Consider the following 24,595-nt stretch of genomic DNA (forward strand, 5'->3'; position numbering starts at 1 on the left):
GTCCGGTTCGGTCACCGTGGGCCGCCCGAGGCGCACGGGATCGAGGTGATCACGTTGAACATGTCGTTCTGGGCGTAGACGACCTCACCCGTCAGTTCGTAGCGAGGGAAGGCGTGCAGGAAGGCGTCCAGGAACGCGGCCGTCTCGGCACGGGCGAGGTTGGCGCCGAGACAGAAGTGGTGCCCTCCTCCGCCGAAGGCCAGGTGAGGATTGGGGCTGCGCGTGATGTCGAAGGTGGCGGGGTCGGCGAACGCCGTATCATCGCGGTTGGCTGAGGAGTACCACATCACGACCTTGTCGCCGGCCGCGATCGGTGTGCCGGCCAGTTCGGTGTCCGCCAAGGCGGTACGGCGGAAACGCCGTACGGGACTGGCCCAGCGGAACACCTCCTCCACGGCTGCGGGAGCCAGCGCGGGGTAGTCGGTGAGCCACAGGGCCCGCTGGCCGGGAAAGTCGTGCAGCGCGACGATGGCGTGGCTGAGTGCCGTACCGGTCGTTTCGATGCCGGCGGTCAGCAGCAGGGCGAAGAACACACCAATCTCCTCAGGCGTCAGCCGCCGGCCATCGACCTCTGCCTGCACAAGCAGCGACAGCAGGTCGTCGGTGGGCGTGGTCGCCCGCTCGCGGGCCAGGCCGGTGCCGTACTCGATCATCTGCAGGTTCGCGTGGTGCGCGCGCTCTGGCGGGGGCGACAGGATCTGCTTGGTCAGGTCGACCAGGTCCGGGACGTCCGATGGGGCGACCCCCATCACGTCCGCGACGATCCCCGCGGGATAGGTGTCGGCGACCTCCGCGACGAAGTCGAACTCGCCTGCCCCGGCCATCCTGTCGACGATGTCGTGGGCGCGCAGTCGGATGTCCCGCAGCATGGCGGTGACGCGACGCGGTGTGAACACGCGGGAGACGATCTGGCGGAGCCGGGTGTGCTCGGGGGCGTCCATGTTGAGCATGCCCGCCAGCTGGTAGACCTCCGGCTCCAGATCGATGATCTCCGTCCCGTGGCGGGAACCGAAGATGTCCGGGTTGCGGCTGACCTCGGTGACCAGCGCGTGGGTCACCACCGACCAGAAGCCGGGCCCTCCTTTCGGGTTCCAGCTCGTGACCGGCTCGGGCTGCCAGCTGATCGGGGCCCTCTCGCGCAGGATCCGGAAGGTCGCATCCTGGCGGTTTCCCTGCCAGAAGTCGGGATCGGTAAGGATCTCGGCGGATGCCGCAGCCGTCGGTCGACTCATGATGTCCTGTCTCCACGGTGGTTCAAATGGCGTCTCATGCGTGCGATTCTTGCAAAATATCTGGGTGGTCTCTAGTTTTCTAGAGCAGTTAACGGTAAACCTGCTCGCTGTGAGCAAATTTATCGCTCGCATCGATACGTGCCAGAGGCAGTGGAGAGTCAGACATGGAGATCCGCCCGGAGCGGCGCTTGCCCGCCGAGATCACCAACGACAGCGCCTACATTCAGGGGCGGGTGCCTCTGTGCCGTTCCTCGTTCTCAGACGACGACGAACTGCGATCCGTCTGGGGGGCGGCTTGGGGAGCGTCCTCCGAGGTTGGCGTTCTGCGACGGGTCATGCTGCGCCGTCCCGGAACCGAGTTCGACGAGATCGACGCCGGACGGTGGGACGCGAAGCTCGGCGCGGCCTTCGACCCGGACGGGCGCTGGTACTGGATTCGCCCCCAAGGCCCTGACCTGCGGCGGATGCAGGCACAGCACGACACCCTGGCGGAAACCCTGCGATCCTTCGGCGTCACTACCGACGTCCTGCCACCGCTACCGGGGGTGTACACCAAGTCGATCTATGTGCGCGATCCCATGATCACTATCAGGGGTGGGGCGGTCATCGGCCGCCTCGCCCCCACCATGCGCCGCGGCGAGGAGGCGCATGTGACCCGCGCCGTGGCGGCCATCGGCATGCCGATTCTCGGCACGATCGGCGGAACCGGCCACGTCGAAGGGGGCTCCTTCGCCAAACTGAACGCGAAACTCGCGCTCTTCGGAACGTCCATCCGCTGCAACCGGCAGGGCGCCGATCAGCTCGCCGACATCCTCCGCTACTTCGGCGTCGAACTCCTCACCGTGCCGCTGAGTGGTTTCGAGTTCCATATCGACGGATCACTCGCCATGATCGACGTCGACCGCGCCCTGCTGTCACCGAGCTCGGTTCCCCACTGGCTGCCGGACCTGCTCCGGGAACACGGCGTCCAGCCGATCTGGGTGGACCCTGCGGAGGCTTGGGCCATCAACGGCCTGGCGATCTCGCCCGGCCACTTCCTCATGTCGTCCTCCGCGCCGAGGACCGCCGAAACGCTGGATTCCCTTGGGGTCAAGGTGACGGTGATCGACTACGACGCGGTGGAGGCGAACGGCGGCGGCATCCACTGCTCCACCATGGAACTCCTCCGCGACGATCTCTGAATCAGCCGACCCCGCTTGAAAGAGGACGGTTAGGAGCCCGAGATGCCCAAGGACGTCGTCAAGCACGATCAACTCCCCAGCGTCTCTCCCGGCCCGGCGGCCGATCAGGCCGAAGACCGGGCCGGACGAGTGGAGAGCCGGGGCATCGACCACGTACCCGAAGCCGAACGGCACGGCCGTCCCTTCGAGCTCTTCCCCGTGTGGCTGGGGGCCAATGTCAGCTATCTGTACCTTCTGATCGGCGGCAGCCTGCCGGTCATCGGACTGTCCGTGCCGCAGGCGCTGTTGATCGTCGTTCTCGGCAACGGCTTCTGGCTGCTCGTGGGATACACGGCGACGAGCGGGCCGAGTTCGGGCACGCCGAGCACGGTGGTCACCCGCGCGATCTACGGCGTGAGGGGGAACCGGCCCTTCAGCGCGGGACTGAGCTGGATCACCTGGGTCGGCTACGTTGGCGTCAACCTCGCTGTGACCTCCCTGGCCGGCTACGCGCTCCTGGAATCTCTCGGCCTGTCCATGAGTACCCTCCTGAGGATCGTCACGGCCGTCGCGATCGGCGTGGCGACGTTCGCCATCAGCGTGTACGGCCATGCGACGATCGTGCGGTGCAGCGGGCTGTTCAGCTTGTTGCTCGGTGGGAGCATGCTGCTTCTCGGCGGCTTCGTGGCAGCCGAGGCGCAGAGCGTCCCGTCGGACTTCACCCCGCTGCAGGGCGGAGACCTCTGGGCGGCGATGCTGGCCGGCCTGGCCGTGGTCGCGGCTGGTCCGCTGTCGTACTGCAACGGTGCTGACTACTCGCGATATCTCCCCACCGGGTCCTCAAGGAGAGCCGTTTTCGGCTGGACCGCGCTCGGGGGCTGGCTTCCCGCGGTCGTCCTGGGGACGATCGGAGTGTTCGCCGGCACGGTCGTCGACATGACCGAGCCGCAGGTTTCGATGGGTGAGCTGCTCCCCGGCTGGTTCTACCGGGTCTTCCTGCTCACCGTGGTCGTGGGGCTCATCACCAACAACATCATCACCGCCTACTCGGCCGGATTGGCCCTGCAGGCGGTGGGTGTCGCGCTGAGTCGTGCCACGTCCGTCCTGGTGGCCACAGCGCTCGGCGGAGCGCTGTGTTACATCCTGATCACCACGGAATTCCTCACCGCGTTCCGAAACCTTCTGTCGCTCAGCGTCACCTTCCTTGCGCCGGCGCTCACCATCTACGCCGTGGACGTGTGGCTCCGGCGCAACCGCTACGACGGGCCGGCGCTCCACGATCTGCGGCCAGGCGGCCCTTTCTGGTATCGCGGCGGGTACAACATCGCGGGCATCGCCGCACTGGCGGCGGGTACGGCCGCCGCGCTGGTCTGCGTCAACACCACGGTGTGGCAAGGGCCCGTCGCCTCGGGGCTGGGCGGCGTCGACCTCGCCGTGCTCGCGGGGCCGATGGTCAGTCTCGCGATCTATCTGACCCTCGGCCGCGGTCTGCGGCGCGAAAGCGGCTGACCGTCCCGCGCTCCCTGGCACGGCATATGCGTATGCTCACCACGCTTGCACTCTGGCGAATGAGCGCAAAGTTCACGTGTCTATGGTGCTGATGATGCAATATTCTCTTGTATCAACCGGCGAGCCGTGTCATCGTAGAGATATCCAGCTGATTCGAGGCAATCGAAGATCGAAGGGAGCCGGCGATGGCCCTGTCTCGCACGGTGGTGGTCACCGGCGGAGCATCAGGCATCGGCGAAGCCGTCGTGGAGCGGTTTCTGGCGCACGGGGACGAGGTCGTCGTGCTCGACCTCAGGCCCGGTGGCGCCGTCGGCCATTACATCGAGACCGACATCGGCGACCCCCGCTCCATCTATGCCGCGATCGAGGCGTTGCCGGATCCCGTCGACGTGCTGTGCAACGTGGCCGGTGTCTCGGGGGCCTCGCCCGTCCCGCTGATCCTCGGAGTCAACTTCTTCGGGCTACGGCACCTGACCGAACGCCTCGTGCCTCGCATGAAACCCGGTGGATCGGTGGTGAGTGTCGCCTCCACCGCCGGCTGGCACTGGCGCGACCACATCGACGAGGTCGGCCGGCTCGTGAATACGCCGGACTTCCACACCGGCCTGCGGACGGGTGCGGACCTACTGACGAACGGCAAGGACGCCTACACACGGAGCAAGGAGGCCCTCATCGTGTGGACGTCCTACGCCGCCCAGCGCTACCGCGGACACGTGCGCGTCAACACGGTCAGCCCCGGTGCTGTGGAGACCCCGCTCCTGCCGGCGTTCTACGAGTCGATGGGCCACGACGAGCTCGATCCCCTCACCGAGCTGGCGGGAGGACGCAATGGTCAGCCTCACGAGATCGCCTCAGTGATCCACTTTCTGGCCGGTGCGCAGGCCGGATGGATCAACGGCACAGACGTCGTCGTCGATTCGGGCGCGGAGATGGCCTTCGCGCTCGGCCGGGCCGCCACCGGCCATCCGCGCTGACAAGCCGTGCTGAGGCGGCCGTCCGAGTTGGCTTCAGCCCCGAGACCATCACAGAGAGCGAGGTGCGGTCATGAACACCCAGTTCGCCGGAGTGCGGCAGGTAACAGTCACCCGACGGCGCGCCGTGGCGGCGGGCGTCGTCGAACTCACCCTGACCGATCCCGCTCACCATCCACTGGAGGAGTGGACGCCAGGAGCGCACATCGATCTCGTCCTGCCGTCCGGGACCGTGCGCCAATACTCCCTGTGCGGCCACGGTGAGCGCACGGGCGAGTACGTCGTCGCCGTCCTTCGCGAGCCGGCGAGCCGGGGTGGCTCCAGAGAGGTGCACGACCAGCTGACCGAAGGAACGATCGTCAAGGTCCGCGCACCGCGTAACCATTTCCGCCTGGTCCCAGCGGACCGGTACCTCTTCCTCGCCGGAGGAATCGGCATCACCCCCATCCTCGCGATGATCCGCGAAGCGGCCGCGACCGGCACCCCATGGACGTTGGTCTATGGCGGCCGGGCCCGCTCCTCGATGGCCTACACCGGCGAACTCACCGAACTCGCCCAGCGGTCCAGGGGGGAGGTGCGCCTGATCCCGCAGGACGAACTCGGGCACCCCGACTTCGCCGCCGCCTTCACGGGCCTGCCGGTCGGCACGGCCGTGTTCGCCTGTGGCCCCGAACCGATGTTGCGGGCCGTCGAGGCCCGCGGCGACGAACTGCTGCCGCCGGGAACGCTGCACCTGGAGCGGTTCGGCGCGCGGCCGAAGGACGAGAACGAGCCCGCGCCGGCCGACCGTGCCTTCGAGGTCGAGCTGGCCCGCTTCGGACGGACCCTGACCGTGCCGGCCGACCAGCGCCTGATCGACGTCATCCGCAAGCTCATGCCCCAGGTCCCGTTCTCCTGCGAAGAAGGCTATTGCGGCTCCTGCGAGACCACCGTGCTGGACGGCGTTCCCGACCACCGAGACCAAGTGCTCTCCCCGGAGGAACGGGACGGCAACGAGACGATGATGATCTGCGTCGGCCGCTGCCTGTCCCCAAAGCTCGTACTCGACCTCTGATGCGAGAAGAAAGGGCTGTGTCCTCATGAACGACATCCGCCGGCTTCAGCCACCCGAGGCCGGGCGGCCGCTCGCCGGGCAGATCGAGGGCGAGCCGCGAGCGGTGAAGGGCGCGCCGGCATGAAGCGGACGCCCGCCCGCACTGTCCTGGCCGTGCCGGCCTCCTCCGAACGGTTCCTCGCCAAGGCTCAGGCCTCCACGGCCTCCGCGCTCATGGTCGACCTCGAAGACGGCGTCGCCGAGATCGACAAGCACAACGCCCGCGATCTCGCCCGGCAGTGGGCCGGGAGACTGGCCGCGCCGGCGCGCCGGCTGTGGCTGCGCGTCAATTCCACAGATTCGCCCCACCTGGCGGCCGATCTGGCCACGCTGCGCGATGTGCTGGACCGCATCGACGCCCTGGTGCTGCCCAAGGCCACGCCGGACGCGGTCGCGGACCTGTCGAGCAGGACGAAGCTGCCGGTCGTGGCGCTGATCGAGACCGCCGAAGGAGTCGAGCACACCTGGCTCACCACCCACCACAGGGCGGTGAAGGCGGTCATGTTCGGCGAGCTGGACTACCGTGCCGAGCTCACCCGCTGCGGCGGCCTGCGCGCCGAGGACACCTCCTGGGCACAGGCCCGGATCGTGAACGCCGCGGCGAGCGCCGAGATACCGGCGATCGCCGGGCCCACAGTGGCGGTCGACGACGAGCGGCTGCTCCGTGCCCACTGCGCCCGGCAGGCGGCCCTCGGCTTCACCGGCAAGCTCTGCATACACCCGGCCCAAATCGCCGCCGTGGGGCAACTGTTCGGGCCGGACCCGGACATGGTGGCCTGGGCGCACCGCATCGTCGGCGCCGTCGCCGACGAGCACGCCACCGGCGCGATCGTCGTGAACGGCGCCATGGTCGACCGGCCGGCTATCGACCGCGCCCTGAACATACTCGCGGAGGCAGGACAATGAGCACCATCACACTGAGCACCACCATGCTCCCGGACGGCCCCTACGGCGACGACTTCGTCATCGGCGAGTCCCTCCCACCGGCACCTGCGATCACCATCGACGAAGGCCTGGCCGCGCAATACCAGGCGATCAGCGGAGACCCCGCCGGCCTGACACTGAGCGGCCCGCGAGCCTACGCCACCACCGGAGCGGAAGCTCGCGTGGTCAACTCGGCTCTCGTGCTTCACCTCGCGATCGGCCAGTCCACCGTCGCCACCCGGATCGTCATCGCCAACCTCTTCTACCGCGATGTGACGCTGCACAGGCAGATTCATCTGGGTTCGACGCTGACCTCGACGGTCACTCCCATCGCCCGCGCCTTCACCCGGGACAACGGCAACGGCCGGCGCGCGAAGGTCCTGCTGTCCGTGGAGACCCGCGACCAGCACGACGTGCTGGTCGCCTCGCTGGAGCGACTCGCCCTGCTACCCGTGCGCGACCAGGATCGGCTGGTGGAAGCAGGGGAGGTCGGGACCGCCGACTCCAGCCGCCCGCTGGAGGCCCTGCTGCCCGTGGTGCCCAAGGACTGGAACCTGTCCGAGCTGTCGCGACGGCCGCTGCCACCTGCCGGCTGGCAGGCCACCGATCCCTTGCGCGACTCGATCAGCGGCGCCCTGGACCTCGTCCGCCTCACCCAGAATCAGGCCGCCGCACACCGCGACCCCGCACGCGGCCGGCACGGACGGCGCCTCGTCTATGGAGGTCACGTCGCCGCCCTCGCGCAGGCATCCCTGACCCGCCTCGTGCCGGGCCTGGCCGCCGTCGTCGGGTGGCGCTCCTGCGACCATCTCGCCCCGGCATTCGAAGACGATCTCCTGTCCTTCGACATCACCTGCGACGAACTGTTGCCGGTCGACGGCGGGGCACTGATCGCCTTCCGCATCAAAGGACAGACCCTGCGGCAGGCGGGCGAGTCAGTGGACCTCCTTGACTTCCGCCCCGTGGCGCTGGTCGCCGGAACGATCGGCGCGGACCGTGACTGAAGGACTGCGACTCCTGCGCGACATCCGCGTGGTGTCGCTGGAGCAGTTCATCGCGGCACCGTATTGCACGCAACTGCTCGCCGACGCGGGCGCCGAGATCATCAAGATCGAACGCCCCGGAACGGGTGACCCTCGCCGCCGGTACGACCCCAAGCTCGGCCCGGACGACGACTACATCAGCGGCGGCTTCGCCTCCTACAACCGCGGCAAGAAGTCCGTCGAGCTCAACCTGAGCTTCGAGGACGACCGGCGGATCTTCCACGAACTGCTGCGGTCCGCCGATGTCCTCGTCGGCAACCTGCGCCCCGGGTCGCTGGAACGCCAGGGACTGGCTCCCGCCCTGCTCCTCGAACGGCACCCCCACCTGGTGGTCTGCGAGATCTCCGGCTTCGGAGGCTCCGGCGGGCCCTACACCAGCTGGCCGGCGTTCGACTCGGTCATCCAGGGCATGAGTGGCCTGTCCAGCCTGATCGGCGATGCGGACGGGCCGCCCGGCCTGGCCCCGATGGGCACCATGGACCTGCTCGCGGGCGTCTACGCCGCCCTCGGCATCCTCACCGCCCTGGTCGCGCGCGTCTCCACCGGTAGAGGAGCCCACGTGGATGCCGCCATGTACGACATCGGTGCGGCGTTCCTGGAACGCCCGCTCACCCTGCACGAGTACACCGGCGAAGTTCCCGGCCGAGGTGTTGACCGCTTCAGCCCCGTCGGGGCGTTCCGCGCCGGTGATGGCGCGTGGGTGTCCATCGTGATCCCTACCGACGAGATGTGGCGCCGATGCTGTGTCGCGCTCGGCGACCCCGGCCTGGAAACAGATCCCGAGCTCGACACGACCCTCAAGCGCGCCGAGCACATGAGCGACCGAATCGTTCCGCTGCTGGAGGAGTGGGCCAAGGACAAGGACCGGCACGAGGCGGTGGCCGCCCTGCGCGCGGCCGGGCAGCCCGCCGGCGTCGTGCAGACCATTGCCGACGTCCGGGCCTGCCCGCAACTCGCCCACCGCGGGCTGTTCGCTCCGCTCGACGACGAACGCGCCCTGCGCGCCGACGGCTCCGTCCTCCGCCTGCCCCGCCTGCCCTTGCTCTTCGACGGGCAGGGTGCCCGACCCGGGGGCGTTCCCCGGCTGGGCGCCGACAACGACGAGTTCCGTCTCCCGCACCCCACGGAGCGGCCCCAGTGAGCACCGTCAGCTTCACCGATCTGTTCATCGACGGGGCCTGGCGTCCCGCCACAGGGCGCGGCACGTTCAACGTCGAAAACCCCGCCACGCAGCAGGTCATCGCCACGGTGGCCGACGCCGCCGTCGACGACGGCAGGGATGCGGCAGCAGCCGCCGCCACGGCTCTGCCCGCGTGGCGCGAGCGCGCGCCCAGGGAGCGCGCCGAGATCCTGCGCCGGGCCTACGAGCTGATGATCCGGTCCCGGGGCGAGATCGCCGCCCTCATCACCGCCGAGAACGGCAAGGCCCGCGCCGACGCTCACGCGGAGGTCGCCTATGCCGCCGAGTTCTTCCGCTGGTACAGCGAAGAAGCCGTGCGCGTGTCCGGCCACCTCGGCCACGCGCCCGGCGGCGACCGACGCATCATCGAGATCTCCCAGCCGGTCGGAGTGGCACTGCTGCTCACGCCCTGGAACCTCCCGGCGGCCATGATCACCCGTAAAGTCGCCCCGGCGCTCGCGGCCGGATGCACCGTCGTGATCAAACCCTCCCACCAGACGCCGCTGACCGCTCTCCTCCTGGCCGGCCTGCTCGCCGCCGCGGGCGTTCCCCCCGGCGTGGTCAACGTGCTTCCGACCACCCACGACATCACCCTCACCGCCGATCTCATCGACGCCGGTCCGGTCCGGGCGCTGTCCTTCACCGGCTCCACCCGGGTGGGCAGCGCCCTGCTGGGCCAAGCGGCCAAACGGGTGCTGAAGACCTCGATGGAGCTGGGCGGCAACGCCCCCTTCATCGTCTTCTCGGATGCCGACCTGGACGCGGCCGTCGCCGGCGCGCTGGTGGCCAAGATGCGGCACAACGCCGAGGCGTGCACCGCGGCCAACCGGTTCTACGTCCACACCCGCGTACACGATGAGTTCGTCTCCCGCTTCGCCCAGGCACTGTCCGCGCTGAAGGTCGGCCCCGGCACGGATCCCTCGGTGACCGTGGGACCGATGGCCTCAGCCGCGGCACGCGACTCCCTGGCCGGGGCGGTCAGGTCCGCGCTCGACTCCGGAGGCCGCGTCGTCGTGGGCGGGGACCCGTTGCCCGGCCCCGGCTACTTCTTCCCGCCGACTCTCATCGACTCCGTCCCCGCCACCGCGCCGGTGCTGGACCACGAACTGTTCGGGCCCGTTGCTCCGGTGGTCTCCTTCGACAGCGAAGACGACGTGATCGCCATGGCCAACAGCACCGAGATGGGCCTGGGCTCCTATGTCTACACCCGTGACCTGCCGCGCGGGCTACGCGTGGCCGAACAGCTCGAAACCGGCATGGTCGGCCTCAACACCGGCGTGTTCTCCGACCCTGCGGCGCCATTCGGCGGCGTCAAGCAAAGCGGCATCGGCCGCGAAGGCGGACACCACGGCATCAACGAATTCCTCGAGACCAAGTACATCGCCACCCAGTGGTAGCCCCCAGGCACACAGAATCGAGCATGCGATGACCGCGAAACTGGACCCGTCGGTCCGTGACCTGCTGCTGCCCGATGCGCGGAACTGGCTCGACAGGCCACCGCTCAGCCCGTTCATCGACGGCGCCTTCCGCGCGGCCCGCTCGGAGCATCGCCTGCCCGTCGTCGACCCGGGCAGCGGGGTCACGATGACCGAGTACGTCACCGCCTCGTCCGAGGACGTCGCCGACGCCGTCCGCGCGGCCCGCGCGGCGTTCGATGACGGCCGTTGGAGCGAACTCGATCCCGAGGCACGTGAAGCGCGGCTGCGTTACCTGGCCGGTCTGCTTGATCGGGACTCCGAAGCGGTCGCCCAGCTCGAGTCGCTGGACACCGGCAAGCCCTTGGCCGAGGCCCGCCTGGACATCGCCGAGGCGGTCGCCGTCCTGCGCTACTACGCGGGCTGGGCGACGAAGATCGAAGGAGTGGTGATCCCCGCCCCCCGGCGCCTGCTCGCGACCGGCACCCGCGAAGCGCTCGGAGTATGCGCCGCGATCACACCGTGGAACTATCCGCTGCCGATCCTCATGTACAAGCTGGCTCCCGCCCTGGCCTTCGGCAACACCTTCGTGGCCAAGCCCTCGGAACAGGCGCCGCTGTCGACCGTGTACTTCGCCCAGCTGTGCGCTGAAGCCGGCATCCCGGACGGAGTGGTCAACGTTCTGCCCGGAGGAGGCGCCACGGGGGCGGCTCTCACCTCCGCCCCCGGCATCGACAAGATCGCCTTCACCGGGTCGACCCGGACCGGGCAGGCCGTCATGCGCGCCGCCGCCGACACCCTCACCAAGGTCACGTTGGAACTCGGCGGCAAGAGCCCCCAGCTGGTCTTCGCCGACGCGGACTGGGACGCCGCGATCAAGGGGGTCATGGACGGCATATGGACCAACGCCGGACAGATCTGTGTAGCCGGTAGCCGGCTGATCATCGACCGTGGCATCCACGACGAGTTCGTGACCGAACTGGTGCGCCGTACTCGGCAGCTGACCATCGGTCATGGACTGGCGCCCGGCACCCACATGGGCCCGCTCGTGTCCGCCGCGCAGCGTGGCCGGGTGAACCGCATGGTGGCGCACGCTGTCGCCGAGGGCGCCGAAGCACACGACGGGCCAACGCCACCCGAGGGTAACGGCTTCTTCACCGCCCCGGCCGTCCTGACCAACGTCGCTCCCGGCACACAGATCGAACGAGACGAGGTGTTCGGCCCCGTGCTGACGGTGGTGCCCTTCGATACCGAGGACGATGCCGTACGGCTGGCCAACAACTCCTGCTACGGCCTTGCCGCCGGCGTATGGAGCACGGCCAACGACACGGTGCACCGGGTCGCCCGCCGCCTGCGGGCCGGCATCGTCTGGGCGAACTCGTACGGCATCTTCCACCCCTCCTTGCCCTTCGGGGGAGTGAAGAGCTCCGGGTTCGGTCGCGAACTGGGCTTCGCCGGGGTCGAGCACTACACCGAACTCAAGACCACCGTGATCGACCTAGGGCCCGGACCCGCGAACTGAGAGATGGCTGCCCGCTTCCTGCCGCACCTAACGATCACGGTCAACCGCCCTTGGGCGCAGCGCGGCGGCCAGGCGGACGGTGGCGCCGGCGAAGCCCCACCGGTGCCCGACGATCGCCGGATCGTGTGATGGGACGGTCATGAGCCCTGGAGCAGCCCGCCGCAGCGGGTGCTGTGCCGGCTTGGTACGGAACTGCGGCAGGGTTGTAGCGCCCGCGCGCCGTCGTTGAGGCCGGCGAGCAGCAGGAGGTCTCCCGCGACGGTGCGGCGGTGTGCCGCTCAGCGGACATCGACGGCGTAGAGCATGTCGCCGGCCAGCACAGGCCCGGATAGACGCCGTCGACGCCGGCTAGGCCCCGTCGCTCCGGCGAGAACCGATGAACCCGCCCCCGGCGACCCTTCCGAGAGGAAGAAGGCTCACGATGCGCCGGCCGTTCACGCTTTCGAGGACCGGAACTCCCCGGGCGGCAGGGCGGGTACCTGGTGCCGGCGAGGTCTCGGCGGCCGTCGCAGTGCGATCCTCGACGGCGAGCCACTGCCGTAACTTCTGTCAGCCCGGTGGGATGAGGTCGTTCTTGGCGACCGGGACGGCGAGGTGCTGGGGCAGGTTGAACGTGGCTCGTTCCCTGGGCAGCCGGCTCAGCACGGGGTTGAGGTGGGTGAGCGTCAGCCGCTGGACAGCGGGCAGCTTGGGCGCCACGATCTCGTACTTCTCCAGGTCGATCCACTGGACGATCTCGCGCACGTCGCCGGGGATGTCGTCGCCCTCCTTCTGTACGGGGACGCAGAGCTGGTGGCTGAAGGTGACCTTGGCGGGGGAGTCGGGCAGGTGGGCCAGGCGCGGGTTGAGCTGTCCCAGCCTGAGTTCTTCGTTGAGCGCTTCCTCGGTCTTCACCAGGTAGCACGCCAGGTCGAGGTGCTGGACGACGTGCTGGATCTCCTTGGGCGGGAAGAAGTCGTCCTTCGCCACAGGTACGCACAGCTGCTGGAGCTCGACCATCGTCACCACGTGCCTGGGGGCGCCGAGCTTTTGCAGCACCGGGTTGAGGTGGCTGAGCCGCAGGTCCTCGCTGATGCGGTTGTCACTGGCGACCTTGTAGCAGGAAAGGTCTACGTACTTGAGGTAGGGCAGCACGTCGTCGGGTGGGATGACGCCGTTCTTGGTGACCGGGACGCACAGCTGCTGCCTTTCTCCCAGGGTGACCTTCTCCGGCGGCAGTTTCTCCAGGACCGGATTGAGGTGGCGGAACAGGAGTGTCACCGGCTGCGCGGGGACATACGGGTCGGTTCTGAAGCACTCCAGATCCAGGTTCTCGGCGAAGGCCAGCGGCCTGGGCAGGGCCGAGGCCGAAGCCTGATTGCCCAGGCCGGCGACGCCGACCAGGAGCAGAAGAGTGGCGGCGAAACGCGCTCCACGGGTCCGTGGCACGATCATGCCTTTCTGCCGGGGGGAAGCGGTTGCCCGCAGCATCCCGCCGGGCACCGGGCCGGGCAACAGATATGGCCACAAGTGGTCAGATCAGGAGTTGCCCGGTTGGAGCACCTCGATCGAGGCCAGGTCACCCACGCCCCGCAACCGGCCTGGCGCCACGCACCCCCGGGCTTCGTCAACGAACCTGCGGCAAGGCGCGTCGCTCAGAGCGCGCCGCCCCGGGTCCCGCCGCTGGCGAGAGTTCCCTCGGAGCCGCCACGCGTTGCCCACGTGGCCCGCCTGGAGGAGGCGCGGCCGCAGCTCTGGGAGCGACTGTCCGAGCTCAAGACCGCCGCCGCCGAGCACCCACCCGCTCCGCGATGGGCCGTGCGGGCGATCTCAGGAGCCGGTCTTGAACGCGCACAACGCGTGGTCGATGAGCCGCTGGCCGGCTCGCTCGTGGCGTCGTAGCGCCGCGTCCTCGACGATCATGCTCTGGGTGAAGACGATCACGCTGTGCCGGCCGCCGTCCAGTACGCCTTCCCTGGATTTGTGGCCCGCTCCGTCGCCGCCGTGCCCCCAGTATCCGCCGCCGCAGGTCAGCGGGGTCCAGAACAGCCCTAGTCCATACCGCTGGCCGGGTATGTCGGGCACACGGGCCGGGACCGTCTTACGCATCTCGGCCAGCTCGGCGGCGGGAAGCAGCCGGCCGCCGATCAGGGCACGGAAGAAGCGGTTGAGATCGGTGATCGTGCTGACCAGCCCGCCATCGGCGAAGTTGTCCCGGCTCCTGGTGGTGTCGGTCCACGGCTCGCCTGGACGAAACTTCACGTAGGCCTTCGCGTGTGGCTCGGGCAGGGACGTGGTGGCGGGGTTGAAGGTACGGCGGAGCCCGAGCGGCTTCACGATCCGCTCCCGTACTTCCCGGTCCCAGGATCTCCCGGTCACCTTCTGGATGATCATCCCTGCCAGGAGGTAGTTGGTGTTGCTGTAGGCCCACCGCGCGCCGGGCTTGAACGCGGGCTTGTGCCGCAGCGCCATGGCCACCAGCTGTCGTACCGAGTAGCGGGCCAGCCGGCGCTCTTGCCAGTCGGCGCGGCTGGCGATGGTGGCGTTGATGTCGCTGGCGTAGTCGTACAGGCCGCTGGTGTGCTGGAGGAGCTGGCGGATGGTGATGACGCGGCCGTCGTTTCCGTGGCCGCGCACCACCTTCGGCAGATGTTTGTCGACGGGCTCATCGAGCGCCACCTTGCCTTCGGCAACCAATTGCAGGACGACGGTGGCGACGAAGGTCTTGGTGGTGCTCGCGATGCGGAAGTAGCCCTCGGCCGGCATGGCCCGGCGGCTGCGCAGGTCGGCGACCCCGGCGCGAGCGGTGATGCGGCCGCCCGGCGCCCAGAACTGGGCTTCCACCCCGGTCACCTCCGCCTCGCGTATCGCGGCCACATCCTGGCGAAGTCGCGTCTTGTCGTACCCGGGCACCGCGGCTGGGGCGCCCATCGCGACGGCAAGCACGACGATCCAAGCGGACGTCATTTCTGCTCCCAAGGCTCAGGTGTGAGTCGGGATCAACCTAGGATGCTGCTCCCGGCCACCGCCTCGGCCGTTCGACCGGTTCGCACGTCCGTCTACAGGCGCACCATCCCCGGACGGCGCATCCAATGATTCAGCGGACGCCGTGCAGCGGGCGGCGGCACCGTCGAGCCTGCTCCCTCGGCTGCGTCGCCGGTGTTGGCGCGCTCATTCAGTTCGGGGCGGTGCCATCGACCTTCTGCTGGCCGTCCGGGTGTACCCCGAGCCCGCGGTAATCGATGGTCGCTCCGCCGCAGGTGACGTCCGATGAACTCGTACGATGAACTGGCCTGCGCTGTGGGATCCGGCGCGGGCCACCCAAGATGGTTACGGGCCGTTCTGGGTCGAACGCCGCTTCCGCCCGAACGCACCGGGAAGCCCGAGGGGAAGAAATCCGGATGACACGCCGGACCGAGACCTGTTTCATGATCCGATGACTCGAAGCCCCCGCCGCCGCGAACACTCCCAGCCAGGGGCGCCAGCTTCACGCCTTGATGCCGCCGAAGTTGCCGCCAAGCGCCAAGTAGCTCTCCGTCAATGCGCTGAAATTTCGAGGTCGAGTCGATGAACCAGGGGGCCCGTCCCGAAGAGCTGCCGGACGAGGTCCTGGACGACGTGGCCGGCGTGGTTGGGGCAGAGGTCACTCGTCTCAGCCGCCTGCCCGGAGGTGTCAATGGGGGTGCCATGCGCGTCCAGTTGGCCGGAAAGGCGAATGCGGTGCTCAAAGCAGTGCCCCGGGCCCACCCCGGCCACCTGGATGAGACGTTGCGGGCCCAGAGAGTGGTCGAGCACATGCGCAGGCGCGGCTATCCCACCCCGGCCTGGCTCGGAGTGGGAGCCACAGCCACTCATGTATGGCATCTGATGGACTTCGTCGACGCGGCTCCCGCGCCAGAGCTGACCCCGTCCCTCGTTGAGCAGCTGATGGAGATCATCGAACTCCAGGCCGGTCAAGCCTCCGAGCCCTACGACCACTGGTCGTACGCCTGGCGGGTGGCCACCGGTCAGGAGTCAGCTGTCTCCGGGCTGGATTTCAACGAGACGCCGGAGCAGGCGCGCCTCCGCCAGTCCGTGGCCAGGCTCTCGGGGTATTCCTCCGTGGTGTCGGCCTTGGCCGAGCGCCTGCGGCTCGTGTGTGCCGACGTCCCACCACCACGAGAGGCGCCGGACATGGTCCATGCCGATCTCTCAACCCCCAGCAATGTCCTGGTCCGTGACGGAGCGGTGGTGGCGGTCGTGGATATCGGGAACGCGGGCAGCGGCACGCGGGCGACTGATCTCACCACCCTCGTGTGGTACACCTTCCAGGATCCGCTGCTGGACGGTGTCCGAAGGCGACTGTGGACGAGAATCCTCGACCTGGTCGGCTGGGAGGGGGCGGCGGTGCTCGCCGCGGCACAGACCCTCCTCACGCTCGAGGTCCCCATCCGTCACGGACGCCACGATGTCGTTCCAGGGATGGTCAAGCGCGGTGATCGCGCCCTCGAAGAGCTGAACGCGCTTCGCTGACGAAGGCGTTCGCGGAAACCGGCCCTACCGTTCCGGCCTTCACATCCTGGTGCGAGCCCCGGACGGGACCATGGCCGCGTCCGCGATCAGGCGGTGTGGAGGTAGCCGTAGCCGATGCCGCGGCAGCGCACCTGTTCGTTGCGGCTGTGGACGCGCCGGCCGCCGCCGTCGGGGATGCGGCCGAGTTTCTTGACGTCCAGGTGGATCAGGTCGCCGGGGGCTCGTAGCGGCGCTCGCTCATGCGGTGCGCTCGGATCGGGGTGCCGGTCACCGGGTCGCAGGCGGCTAAGGGCGCGATGTGGTGGCGGCGCAGGATGCGGGTGATGGTCCGGGCCGGTACTCCGGTGACGGTGGCGAGCCGGTCGGGGCCGCTGCGTCGTTCCCGCGGACCATCCCAGCCTTCCTGACGGAGTCGAGTGACCCAGCGGTGTCCGCACTGTCGGCAGATGCCCAGCTCGGCGGCGACATGGGCGTCGGGCGGCCTACCTCCACGACGCGGCGGACCAGCAGGCATCTGCCGTGGAACGTCAGGCGGGCGTTAGCGTGTGCCATTGAGACCTCCGAGCGTTCGGTGAAGCGGCTAACTCCACCAAGCCCGGAGGTCTTCTATGTGATCAGCTGTCTGTGGCCATGGATACCAAGATCTCGGCCAAGGTACACCTAGGCCGCCACGCGCTCGTGGATTTCGTGGGCGGGCGCCTGATGCTCGTACGCCGGAATCAGGCGGGCGCCCAGCGCCCGGGCGCCGATCACCATGGCGGCGGCGGCCAGGACGATGTCCTTGAAGATGTACTGCGCCTCCAGTGTCGGCGCGCCGGGGAACAGGTCCGTGAAGAACAGGACGTACGGTGCGAAGAACCCGGCCATCGCTCCGGTCATCACGACCAGCCCGGTCTTCAGCAGCTTGCCGGTGACCAGCGTGAGACCGATGAAGACCTCCATGCCGGCGATCACGAACTGTGCCGCGTAGCCCGACACCATTCCCAGCGACAGCTTCTCCAGAGTGGCCACCGACAAGGCCTCCGCCGGGCTGACTCCCGGGAAGTACTTGAGCGTCCCGAAGGCCACGAAGACCAGGCCGAGGCTGACGCGCAGCACGTCGATGCTGTGGCGGGACAGCCAGCCGGTCAGTTTGACGATCATGTTCTCGATGGTGCCGGTCATTTCGTCCTCCCGGGTGGATGCCGTTTTCGTCTGGGTTCAGACTCGCGAAAACGTCACCGGAGAACGTCAGGCCGGCGGACGCACTTGGGCTACTCCCTCGCGCGTACGATGGGCCGGCCCGTACCAGCCTTTCAGCGTAGGGGGTTCTCCCCAGGGGAGGCCGCCGGCCACGTCGGAGCGCACGCGACCCGTACTCCGCGGGGAGTAGTTCGCCCGAATGCGTTGATCGTTTCCCCGGCTGGTGTCATGGCTCTGCCTGCGGGGCGTCGAGCTGTCGCAGAACGTCCTCGACTGCCTGGATGATGATCTCGGGTTGATCGTGGGGGATCTGGTGGGTGGCGCGTTCGGCGATGGTGAGGCGTCCTCGGGGAGATTGAGTGGCCAGCTCGTGATGATTGGCGTTCAGGTGCGCAAGCTGGGTTTGGGGCATGCGGGGGCGTTGGCCGGCGGTGATCACTCGGATGGGCACGGGCGGCAGAGTGCGCGCGTCGGCGACCTCGCGCATGTGGTGGGGCATGGCCGCCAGGGTGCGGGCGAGTTCACGGAGGGACCGGGAGGCCTTGGAGGGCATGAGCGCGCGCAGGCGGAGCAGTTTCGAGGCGAGGGCGAACGACGTCGTGCGCACCAGCGCTGAACCGGGTGGCGTCCGGCTGACGGTGGGGTCGACGAAGACCAGCCCTGCTATGTCGTCGGGGTAACGCAGCGCGTAGAGCTGGATGACCACCCTCTCCCTTCTTGTCGTCGGGTGGGTCCGGGCGGTGGACGCCGCGGCAAGGACCTCGCGGGGGAGATCTCCCTCTCATCGGCCCATTGCAGCCTCTCGGGTCTGCGGGGTGAGGCAAGCAACCGATTCTCCCGCTGGCTACAGGTGCCGCCGTCTCGAAGGCGTGCTGGGTTGGCTCATCGTGAGCAGGTTCGGGGGATGCTGGTCCTCACCGTGGTCAGGGGCCGGGGTGAGCGAGGGGGCTTCTGCCTCGGCCGCATTGGGCCGAGACAGAAGCCGGAGAGGATCTAGTCGGCGCAGATGGCGTAGACGCTGATTCCGACGTCGCTAAAGCCGTCCTGGCGGCCGATTCCGATCCAGCCGCGCCCGTCGGTGGTGGGGAAGGAGCCGACGAGGATCGCCCGGTTGCCTTGGGCTTCGGCGCCGCCGCCGAGGACGCGCTTGGTGCCGGGGCAGAGCAGCGTGCGGCGCTGGAAGTTGGGGACGTTGGCGTTGGGCAGCGTGACGATCTGGTAGCCCGGCGGCAGTGCCGCCTGGCGGGCCGAGGCCGGCTTGGCCGCGGTGCTGGCGGTGGCGGTGGTGGCCGCGCACACGCACGCTCCGGCCGCCAGGAGGGCGAGCGGAAGGGCCAGGAGTTTCTTGGACAGCATGGCTTCTCCTTCGTGGTGTCCTTGGCGGACGCACTTCGGGCAGCGCGAAACACACCGGTGACGGTGAGGCTGCAGGAAATGGCCGCCGGGGGGGAGGACTTGTCGCTCAGAGTGTTCACGCAATTACGCGACGCTGTCTATAGGCGTTCTGCCTGGCGGTCCGAGCGGTTGCGTGATGGACGCCCGCGACGTACGCGACCAGGCCGCCGGACCCTCTCGGTCCGGTTCAGGCCTTCCTTGCCCAGCCGCCGGGCAGCGGACGACATCTTGAGCAGGAATCGCGACCTGTAGCCGTTCCGGCCATTGATGTCCGAGGTTCGCGTGCCGGATCCTGCCGCCCTGCTGAGTGGAGGTTTGCCCTTTGGCCACAGCCCCCTTGCCTCGCCGGCGGCCTCTTCCAGCGCTCGGGCCAGTTCGCCCGCATCGGTTGCTCGAACGCGCCCGCCACCACCCACGACCGGAACAGGTCATAGGCAGCGGGCCACGGCGCGTACCCGGCGGGCAGATCCAGCCACTGACTGCTGGTACGAAACCGCACATCACCGCATGGAACCGCTGATGAGACGTGAGCGTGCGACACGCCGCGTCTCGCGGACTCTCGCTGTCGACTCAGTCACGGGGCGGAGAAAGAGAGTCGAGCGCGGCCGGCGCTCCCTTGTATCAGCGCTGCTCGGGCGCCGGACGGGCTGATCAGGGTACGGGGGTCTGGCCGCGGTGGATGAGGTCGAGCACGGCGGCGCGGACGTCGCGGAAGACGGCGACGGTCTCCTCGGCTGCCGCGGCGATGGCCGCCCGGCCGGGTGGGGCGGCGGGTTCGAGCAGCGTGGCCATGGTGTCGGCGAGGACTTCGACCGGGTCGTCGACACCGGGCGGGGCGATGGCCGGTTCGGAGACGGCGGCGAAGAATCCGCCGAGTACGGCATGCACGACATAGGTCTGGCGAGGCAGAGGCTGGTCATCGCGGATCAGCCCGTGGCGGTGCAGGATCGGCATGACCGCCGAGCACATCGCGGCGGGATTGATGCGGGCGAACAGCTCACGGTCGGCGGGCTCTTCGGCGAACAGCCGCAGCAGTTCCGTGTCGCCCCTGTACGTACGGTTTGCCAGCGGGAGCTGACGGGTGGTGCGCAGGAGCAGCGCGGCCAGGTGGCGAGGCTGGACCGTGGCGGGGTCGGCGGTGATGCGGCTGATGCTCTGGTCCATCAGCGTCAGCAGGTCACGGGCGAACAGCCCGCGAATGAGGTCTTCCTTGCTCGGCCAGTACAGATAGACGGTGCCCTTGCCGACTCCGGCCGCGCGGCTGATCTCGGACACCGTGACCTTGCCCGCGCCGTGGTCGAGCACCAGTTCGCGTGCGCTGTCCAGGATGCGGGCGGCTTTGCGCGAGTGGTGTTCGACCAGCTGGCTCATCGGGTTCGTTCCTTTATTCAGATCCGGGACGTCTCAGACGGCGGCGACGTCCACCTCTTTGTTGCGCATGTCCGGGCCTATTATCTTGCCCAGGAACCGCCCGATGGCCGGGGTGTGCACGAGGCGCATCATCAGGGTGCGCAGGAGCCGCTCCTTGCGGTCATGCGGCGTGAAGATCTTGCGCATCTGCAGCGCGCTGTTCTGCTCGGTATGGATGAAAGGCCGCATCCTGGCCTCCCACGCCCGCAACGCGCCAGGCTGGTCACCCGGGTGGCGTTGCAGCATCGTGCCCAGCAACTCGGCTCCGGCGATTCCGCTGGAGGCGCCCATGCCCGCGTACAAGGTCACGCACCAGGCGGCGTCGCCGATCAGGACGACCCGCCCGCGGTGCCATCGTGGCATCTTGACCTGATTCACGGAGTCGAACAGGTATTCCGGGGCCTGTTCGAACCGCGTGAACAACTCTTCCAGCAGCCGCCCGGTGGGTTCGGGGCCGAAGGCGGCGCGGATGGACTCGATCGGCGGGCGGCGGAACTCGGCGTCGACGTCGTGAGTGCGGTAGGAGAACAGCAGGCTCGGCGTGTGGTCGCTGAAGGGGAAGATGATCGCTGAGCGTCCCGGTTCGGCCAGGGACAGGCCCACGTCCAGGCCGAGACCCGCGATCGGCTGGTCAAGGACGGTGGCGCCGATCATGTAGTTGAGCGGGTGCAGGTACTCTTCGGGTCCGAAGGCCAGCTCGCGCACGGTCGAGCGCATGCCGTCGGCGCCCACCACCAGGTCGAAGCGCTCGGTGACGGTGGTGCCGGAGACGGTGTCCAGGAGAGTGACCTCGGCCGCGGAGTCGTCCTGCGTGATCTGGGTGGGCACCGTCGAGTAGCGGATCTCCACGTCGGCGGGCAGCGCGGAGAACAGGGCCTGCTCGATGTCGCCGCGCAGTAGCTGCCGGGGGATGGCGGGCAGGGCGGCCGGGCTCATTCCGGGGCTGCGGCGCCCGGCCCGGTTCACGTCATGGCTGACCATCCGGGCGGGCGTCCGATCTCCGATCGCCTCCAGTACGCCGAGCCTGCGCGCGGGGGCGGCGCCCGCCTTGAACAACATGATGAAGTACCCGCCCGCTCGACGGGCGGCTGCTCGTTCCACGACAACGGGCTCCCAGCCCACCTGGCGCAGCCGCAGCGCGGTGGCGATTCCCGTGACGCCGAGGCCAACTACCAGAGCCCGGCCGCCCTTGCCCGTGTTCGTCATGACAGCTCCTCATTGTTTGCGTCTTGAGCGGAAGGCTAAATGAAAAACTGACCAAATTGGTACTACTGGTCAGTCTCGTGTAGGTGAGATGCCTCACCGCCGGTTCTGTGATGTGTCAGTACGCGCCACGGCCCGCCGCCGGGGCTCGGCCCCGGTTACGCGGGGCTGGAGGTGCCGGCGAGCCGTCCGGCCCGGCCGGCGACCGCGTGAAGGATCATCCGCCGGATCAGCCCGCTGAACGGCCGGATCAGCAGCCAGTAGGCTCCCATCCTGAAACGAACGTTCCCGGCCGGGGCGACACGCGTCTCGGTCCGCAGAAGAGTCCCCGTCCCGGCGGGAACCAGCTCGAAGGCCGAGGCGGACTTGGCGTAACCATCCTCTTCATGAGCCGGGAAGTCGTCAGCCGGGCAGAAACGTCGCTGGGAGCCCGGACGCCAGAACTGGCCGATCGAACCCATGATGACCAGCCGGCCCGGATCCTTCGCCAGTTCGAACCACCCGCGCCTCGACAGGCCGGCGAGTACGGTCTCGCTCCCACCTCCCCTTGACGACATCCCCCGAAGGCGCATCAGCGCCCGGACCATCGGCAACTCCGCCGCCGACACCCCCATCAACGCCCGCCAGACGAGGTCGGGGGGCTGGCTGATGCGCAGCTCGTGGTTCTCACGGAACAGATATCTCGGGACGAACGCGTCGAGCGGATTCGACATCATGGCCTCTCACGTGACGGATGATGCGCCTCCAGGCCCTCGCGCAAGGTGCGGTACACCGGGTTCCAGCCGAGCTCCCTGGTGGCCTTGGCATGGGAGATCCGCATCGTCGTGTCGATCATCAAGCAACCCAGATACGGCACGGCGAGCCGGATCAACCATCTCGGCGTCACCACGGGCCGCGGGGTGCCGTGGGCTCGGGAGACCTCGGTGAGGAAGGCGCGCCAGCTCACCGGCTGGTCGTCCACGATGTTGTACGCCTCGCCGGCCCGGCCGCGTTCCATCGCCGCGACCGTGGCGGCGGCCGCGTCACTCACGTGGACGAAGGAGGTGGTGGCGGTCTTGCCTCGAGGCAGGATGGGAGCCCGCTTACGCATCAGGTCGGCGAACATGTCGCTGAACGCGTTCTGGCCGTAGAACATCCCGTACCGCAGAGCGATGCCCTCGATGCCGTCCGCGGCGAACACCTGGCTTTCGGTGGCCACGCTGGCGTCGGTGACCAGGTCGCCGATGGTGCCGACGCGAGAGCCGAAGGCGTCGTCCTCGGTCAGGACGGCGTCGCCGTGATCGCGGTAGCCGTACCCGGTGATCAGCGATTGCGTGACGAACCGCCGCGCGCCGACCAGGCGCGCGGCCGCCAGGAGGTGCTCGGTCCCCTGACCGCGCAGGGCCAGCGTGGGGTCGTCGGGGCGCAGCATGCGCGGAGCGTTCCGCAGCGCTGTGGCCTGGTGCATGACCACGTCGGCTGTACGGCCGCCGACGGCGCGGAGCAACGCGTCCCGATCCATCACATCGGCGATCACCGGGTCCGCGCCGTGGTCGGCGACCAGCCGTCGCTTGGCGGGATCGCGGATGACGGCGGTCACCTCGTGACCCGCGGCGGCCAGCGCCGACAGCAGCGGGACCCCGATCGCGCCGGTCGCTCCGGCGAGCAGTACCCTCATCGCCCTTGCTCCTTGGTCTCGCGCGCGCGCAGATGCCGGACCCGGAAGGCGATGCCCACGAGTGCGAGGAGGGTCTGCGCGCCGATCACGTAGGGATCGCTCGAGGCGCCGCCGAGATGAGAGTCGATCGTGTGGTTGACCGTGTGGATCAAGCTGGCCGCCGCGAGGCCGACGAGGGCGACGAGGATGGCGTCCCGCCAGATCAGCGCGACCAGCAGGGCGACCCCGATGCCCAGGTGGAAAGCACCCAGGTCATGCAGGAAATGAACATGATTGGGATAGTTGACGAACTCGGCGAACTCGCGCGGCCACCCCCACATCCAGACGCCGAAGTACAGCGTGTAGAGCGCGCTGACGACCACGACAACCCTCGTCACAGCCCGTGCCATGAAGACCTCCTGCCTCGACTGAACATCCCAAGGACGGAGCGGCAGGAAGCGGTGTGACATCAGGACGGAACGTGTGGCGCAGGTCACTCCACGCGAACGAAGACAGCAGGCACGCGGCGGGCAGAAGGAACTGTGTGAACGTGTGCTCTCGGCATCCGTGCTATCGCACGATGTGAGCCTGACGGGGCCCTGAGATCGGCGCGTCCGACGGTCGCCATTCTCGCCTGATCAACCCGAACACCCACGAGTCGGATACCTCATCGTTCACGATGCAATCTTCCCGCAACGTCCCTTCGCGCACGAAGCCCACCTTCTCCAGTACGCGGGCGGATGCCACGTTGCGCGTATCGGTCTCGGCCTGGACTCGATTCAGGTCCAGTGCGTCGAATGCCCACCGCAGCAAGGCGTGCGCGGCCTCCGTCGCGAAGCCCTGGCCCCACATCGCGTCGCCGAGGACGTAGCCCAGCGACGCACTGCGGTAGTCCGGGTTCCATTGGGTCAGGCCGCACCAGCCGACGAAGGCCCCGTCAGAAGCACGGTCGATGGCCACCCTGGCCCCGGTGCCTTCGTCCGCCATCTTCCGGCACATCTCGATGAAGCGCCCGGCGCGAGCCCGTTCGGTCCACGGCGGAGAGTCCCAGTAGCGCATCACGTAGCTGCTGCTGTGCAGCGCGAAGAGGGGGTCGGCGTCGGCGTCGGTGAACGGCCGCAGGCGCAGGCGATCGGTGTGCAGTACGGGGGTGGCCAGAGTCATGCGCACCATCCTGGGTCCTCAGGGGCAGGCGGGCCACTGAATATCCCAAGGCCTCGTTACCGCGT

22 protein-coding genes and 1 pseudogene are annotated in these 24,595 nt (G+C 68.6%); 10 read left to right on the plus strand and 13 right to left on the minus strand.

Annotation, left to right across the window (positions count from 1 at the left end; all coding sequences use genetic code 11):
- Positions 1–11 precede the first annotated feature (11 nt).
- A complete protein-coding gene (locus ACIBHY_RS09635; protein ID WP_397306424.1) occupies positions 12–1,232 on the minus strand; it encodes a cytochrome P450 in 1,221 nt (406 codons plus the stop codon).
- Between the two features lie 164 nt (positions 1,233–1,396).
- On the opposite strand from ACIBHY_RS09635, the gene ACIBHY_RS09640 reads away from it, so the two are divergent.
- From ACIBHY_RS09640 to ACIBHY_RS09680, 9 genes are all read left to right on the plus strand, one after another.
- The gene (locus ACIBHY_RS09640; protein ID WP_397306425.1) at positions 1,397–2,413 is read left to right on the plus strand and encodes a dimethylarginine dimethylaminohydrolase family protein; all 1,017 of its coding nucleotides are present in this window, start codon (positions 1,397–1,399) and stop codon (positions 2,411–2,413) included.
- A 42-nt stretch (positions 2,414–2,455) separates the two neighbouring features.
- Positions 2,456–3,901: a purine-cytosine permease family protein gene (locus tag ACIBHY_RS09645; RefSeq protein ID WP_397306426.1), complete on the plus strand. Its 1,446-nt coding sequence runs from the start codon at positions 2,456–2,458 to the stop codon at positions 3,899–3,901.
- A gap of 185 nt (positions 3,902–4,086) precedes the next feature.
- Positions 4,087–4,875: a coniferyl-alcohol dehydrogenase gene (locus ACIBHY_RS09650; protein ID WP_397306427.1), complete on the plus strand. Its 789-nt coding sequence runs from the start codon at positions 4,087–4,089 to the stop codon at positions 4,873–4,875.
- A gap of 70 nt (positions 4,876–4,945) precedes the next feature.
- Entirely contained in the window at positions 4,946–5,926 is a 981-nt protein-coding gene (locus tag ACIBHY_RS09655) for a PDR/VanB family oxidoreductase (RefSeq protein WP_397306428.1), read from the plus strand.
- Positions 5,927–6,046: 120 nt separating this feature from the next.
- The gene (locus tag ACIBHY_RS09660) at positions 6,047–6,871 is read left to right on the plus strand and encodes an HpcH/HpaI aldolase/citrate lyase family protein (protein WP_397249577.1); all 825 of its coding nucleotides are present in this window, start codon (positions 6,047–6,049) and stop codon (positions 6,869–6,871) included.
- Positions 6,868–7,893: a hypothetical protein gene (locus tag ACIBHY_RS09665; protein WP_397306429.1), complete on the plus strand. Its 1,026-nt coding sequence runs from the start codon at positions 6,868–6,870 to the stop codon at positions 7,891–7,893. Before ACIBHY_RS09660 ends, ACIBHY_RS09665 begins: the two co-directional genes overlap by 4 nt.
- A complete protein-coding gene (locus tag ACIBHY_RS09670; protein ID WP_397306430.1) occupies positions 7,886–9,073 on the plus strand; it encodes a CaiB/BaiF CoA transferase family protein in 1,188 nt (395 codons plus the stop codon). The genes ACIBHY_RS09665 and ACIBHY_RS09670 overlap by 8 nt, the downstream gene beginning before the upstream one ends.
- Positions 9,070–10,509 (plus strand): NAD-dependent succinate-semialdehyde dehydrogenase, encoded by a 1,440-nt coding sequence (locus tag ACIBHY_RS09675; protein WP_397306431.1) that lies wholly within the window; start codon positions 9,070–9,072, stop codon positions 10,507–10,509. Before ACIBHY_RS09670 ends, ACIBHY_RS09675 begins: the two co-directional genes overlap by 4 nt.
- A gap of 28 nt (positions 10,510–10,537) precedes the next feature.
- Entirely contained in the window at positions 10,538–12,049 is a 1,512-nt protein-coding gene (locus ACIBHY_RS09680; protein ID WP_397306432.1) for an aldehyde dehydrogenase family protein, read from the plus strand.
- A 549-nt stretch (positions 12,050–12,598) separates the two neighbouring features.
- Here ACIBHY_RS09680 and ACIBHY_RS09685 read toward each other — a convergent pair.
- Together ACIBHY_RS09685 and ACIBHY_RS09690 are read right to left on the minus strand one after the other, a co-directional pair.
- Complete coding sequence (locus ACIBHY_RS09685) at positions 12,599–13,483, minus strand: hypothetical protein (protein WP_397249569.1); 885 nt, start codon at positions 13,481–13,483, stop codon at positions 12,599–12,601.
- Positions 13,484–13,858: 375 nt separating this feature from the next.
- On the minus strand, positions 13,859–14,995 hold the full coding sequence (locus tag ACIBHY_RS09690) for a serine hydrolase domain-containing protein (protein WP_397306433.1): 1,137 nt from the start codon (positions 14,993–14,995) through the stop codon (positions 13,859–13,861).
- Between the two features lie 600 nt (positions 14,996–15,595).
- On the opposite strand from ACIBHY_RS09690, the gene ACIBHY_RS09695 reads away from it, so the two are divergent.
- The gene (locus ACIBHY_RS09695) at positions 15,596–16,540 is read left to right on the plus strand and encodes a phosphotransferase family protein (protein ID WP_397306434.1); all 945 of its coding nucleotides are present in this window, start codon (positions 15,596–15,598) and stop codon (positions 16,538–16,540) included.
- Between the two features lie 89 nt (positions 16,541–16,629).
- Here the strand turns inward: ACIBHY_RS09695 and ACIBHY_RS09700 are convergent.
- The 10 genes and pseudogenes from ACIBHY_RS09700 to ACIBHY_RS09745 form a co-directional block, all read right to left on the minus strand.
- A pseudogene (locus ACIBHY_RS09700) lies at positions 16,630–17,092 on the minus strand (leucine zipper domain-containing protein); the annotation flags it as partial.
- A 108-nt stretch (positions 17,093–17,200) separates the two neighbouring features.
- On the minus strand, positions 17,201–17,704 hold the full coding sequence (locus tag ACIBHY_RS09705) for a DoxX family protein (RefSeq protein WP_397249563.1): 504 nt from the start codon (positions 17,702–17,704) through the stop codon (positions 17,201–17,203).
- Between the two features lie 244 nt (positions 17,705–17,948).
- Positions 17,949–18,428, minus strand: coding sequence for an alpha/beta fold hydrolase (locus ACIBHY_RS09710; protein WP_397306435.1), 480 nt, complete (start codon positions 18,426–18,428; stop codon positions 17,949–17,951).
- Between the two features lie 287 nt (positions 18,429–18,715).
- A complete protein-coding gene (locus ACIBHY_RS09715; protein ID WP_397249561.1) occupies positions 18,716–19,078 on the minus strand; it encodes a hypothetical protein in 363 nt (120 codons plus the stop codon).
- Between the two features lie 690 nt (positions 19,079–19,768).
- Complete coding sequence (locus ACIBHY_RS09720) at positions 19,769–20,488, minus strand: TetR/AcrR family transcriptional regulator (protein WP_397306436.1); 720 nt, start codon at positions 20,486–20,488, stop codon at positions 19,769–19,771.
- A gap of 33 nt (positions 20,489–20,521) precedes the next feature.
- The gene (locus ACIBHY_RS09725; RefSeq protein WP_397306437.1) at positions 20,522–21,733 is read right to left on the minus strand and encodes an FAD-dependent monooxygenase; all 1,212 of its coding nucleotides are present in this window, start codon (positions 21,731–21,733) and stop codon (positions 20,522–20,524) included.
- A 155-nt stretch (positions 21,734–21,888) separates the two neighbouring features.
- A complete protein-coding gene (locus ACIBHY_RS09730; protein ID WP_397249556.1) occupies positions 21,889–22,446 on the minus strand; it encodes a hypothetical protein in 558 nt (185 codons plus the stop codon).
- Positions 22,443–23,387 carry an NAD-dependent epimerase/dehydratase family protein gene (locus tag ACIBHY_RS09735; RefSeq protein WP_397249554.1) on the minus strand — a complete coding sequence of 315 codons (945 nt, stop codon included), beginning with the start codon at positions 23,385–23,387 and terminating at the stop codon, positions 22,443–22,445. Before ACIBHY_RS09735 ends, ACIBHY_RS09730 begins: the two co-directional genes overlap by 4 nt.
- On the minus strand, positions 23,384–23,776 hold the full coding sequence (locus ACIBHY_RS09740; protein ID WP_397306438.1) for a hypothetical protein: 393 nt from the start codon (positions 23,774–23,776) through the stop codon (positions 23,384–23,386). The genes ACIBHY_RS09735 and ACIBHY_RS09740 overlap by 4 nt, the downstream gene beginning before the upstream one ends.
- A gap of 160 nt (positions 23,777–23,936) precedes the next feature.
- Positions 23,937–24,530 carry a GNAT family N-acetyltransferase gene (locus tag ACIBHY_RS09745; RefSeq protein WP_397249550.1) on the minus strand — a complete coding sequence of 198 codons (594 nt, stop codon included), beginning with the start codon at positions 24,528–24,530 and terminating at the stop codon, positions 23,937–23,939.
- Positions 24,531–24,595: the final 65 nt, after the last annotated feature.

This window comes from Nonomuraea sp. NPDC050547 (assembly GCF_044457345.1).
Taxonomy (GTDB): Bacteria; Actinomycetota; Actinomycetes; order Streptosporangiales; family Streptosporangiaceae; genus Nonomuraea.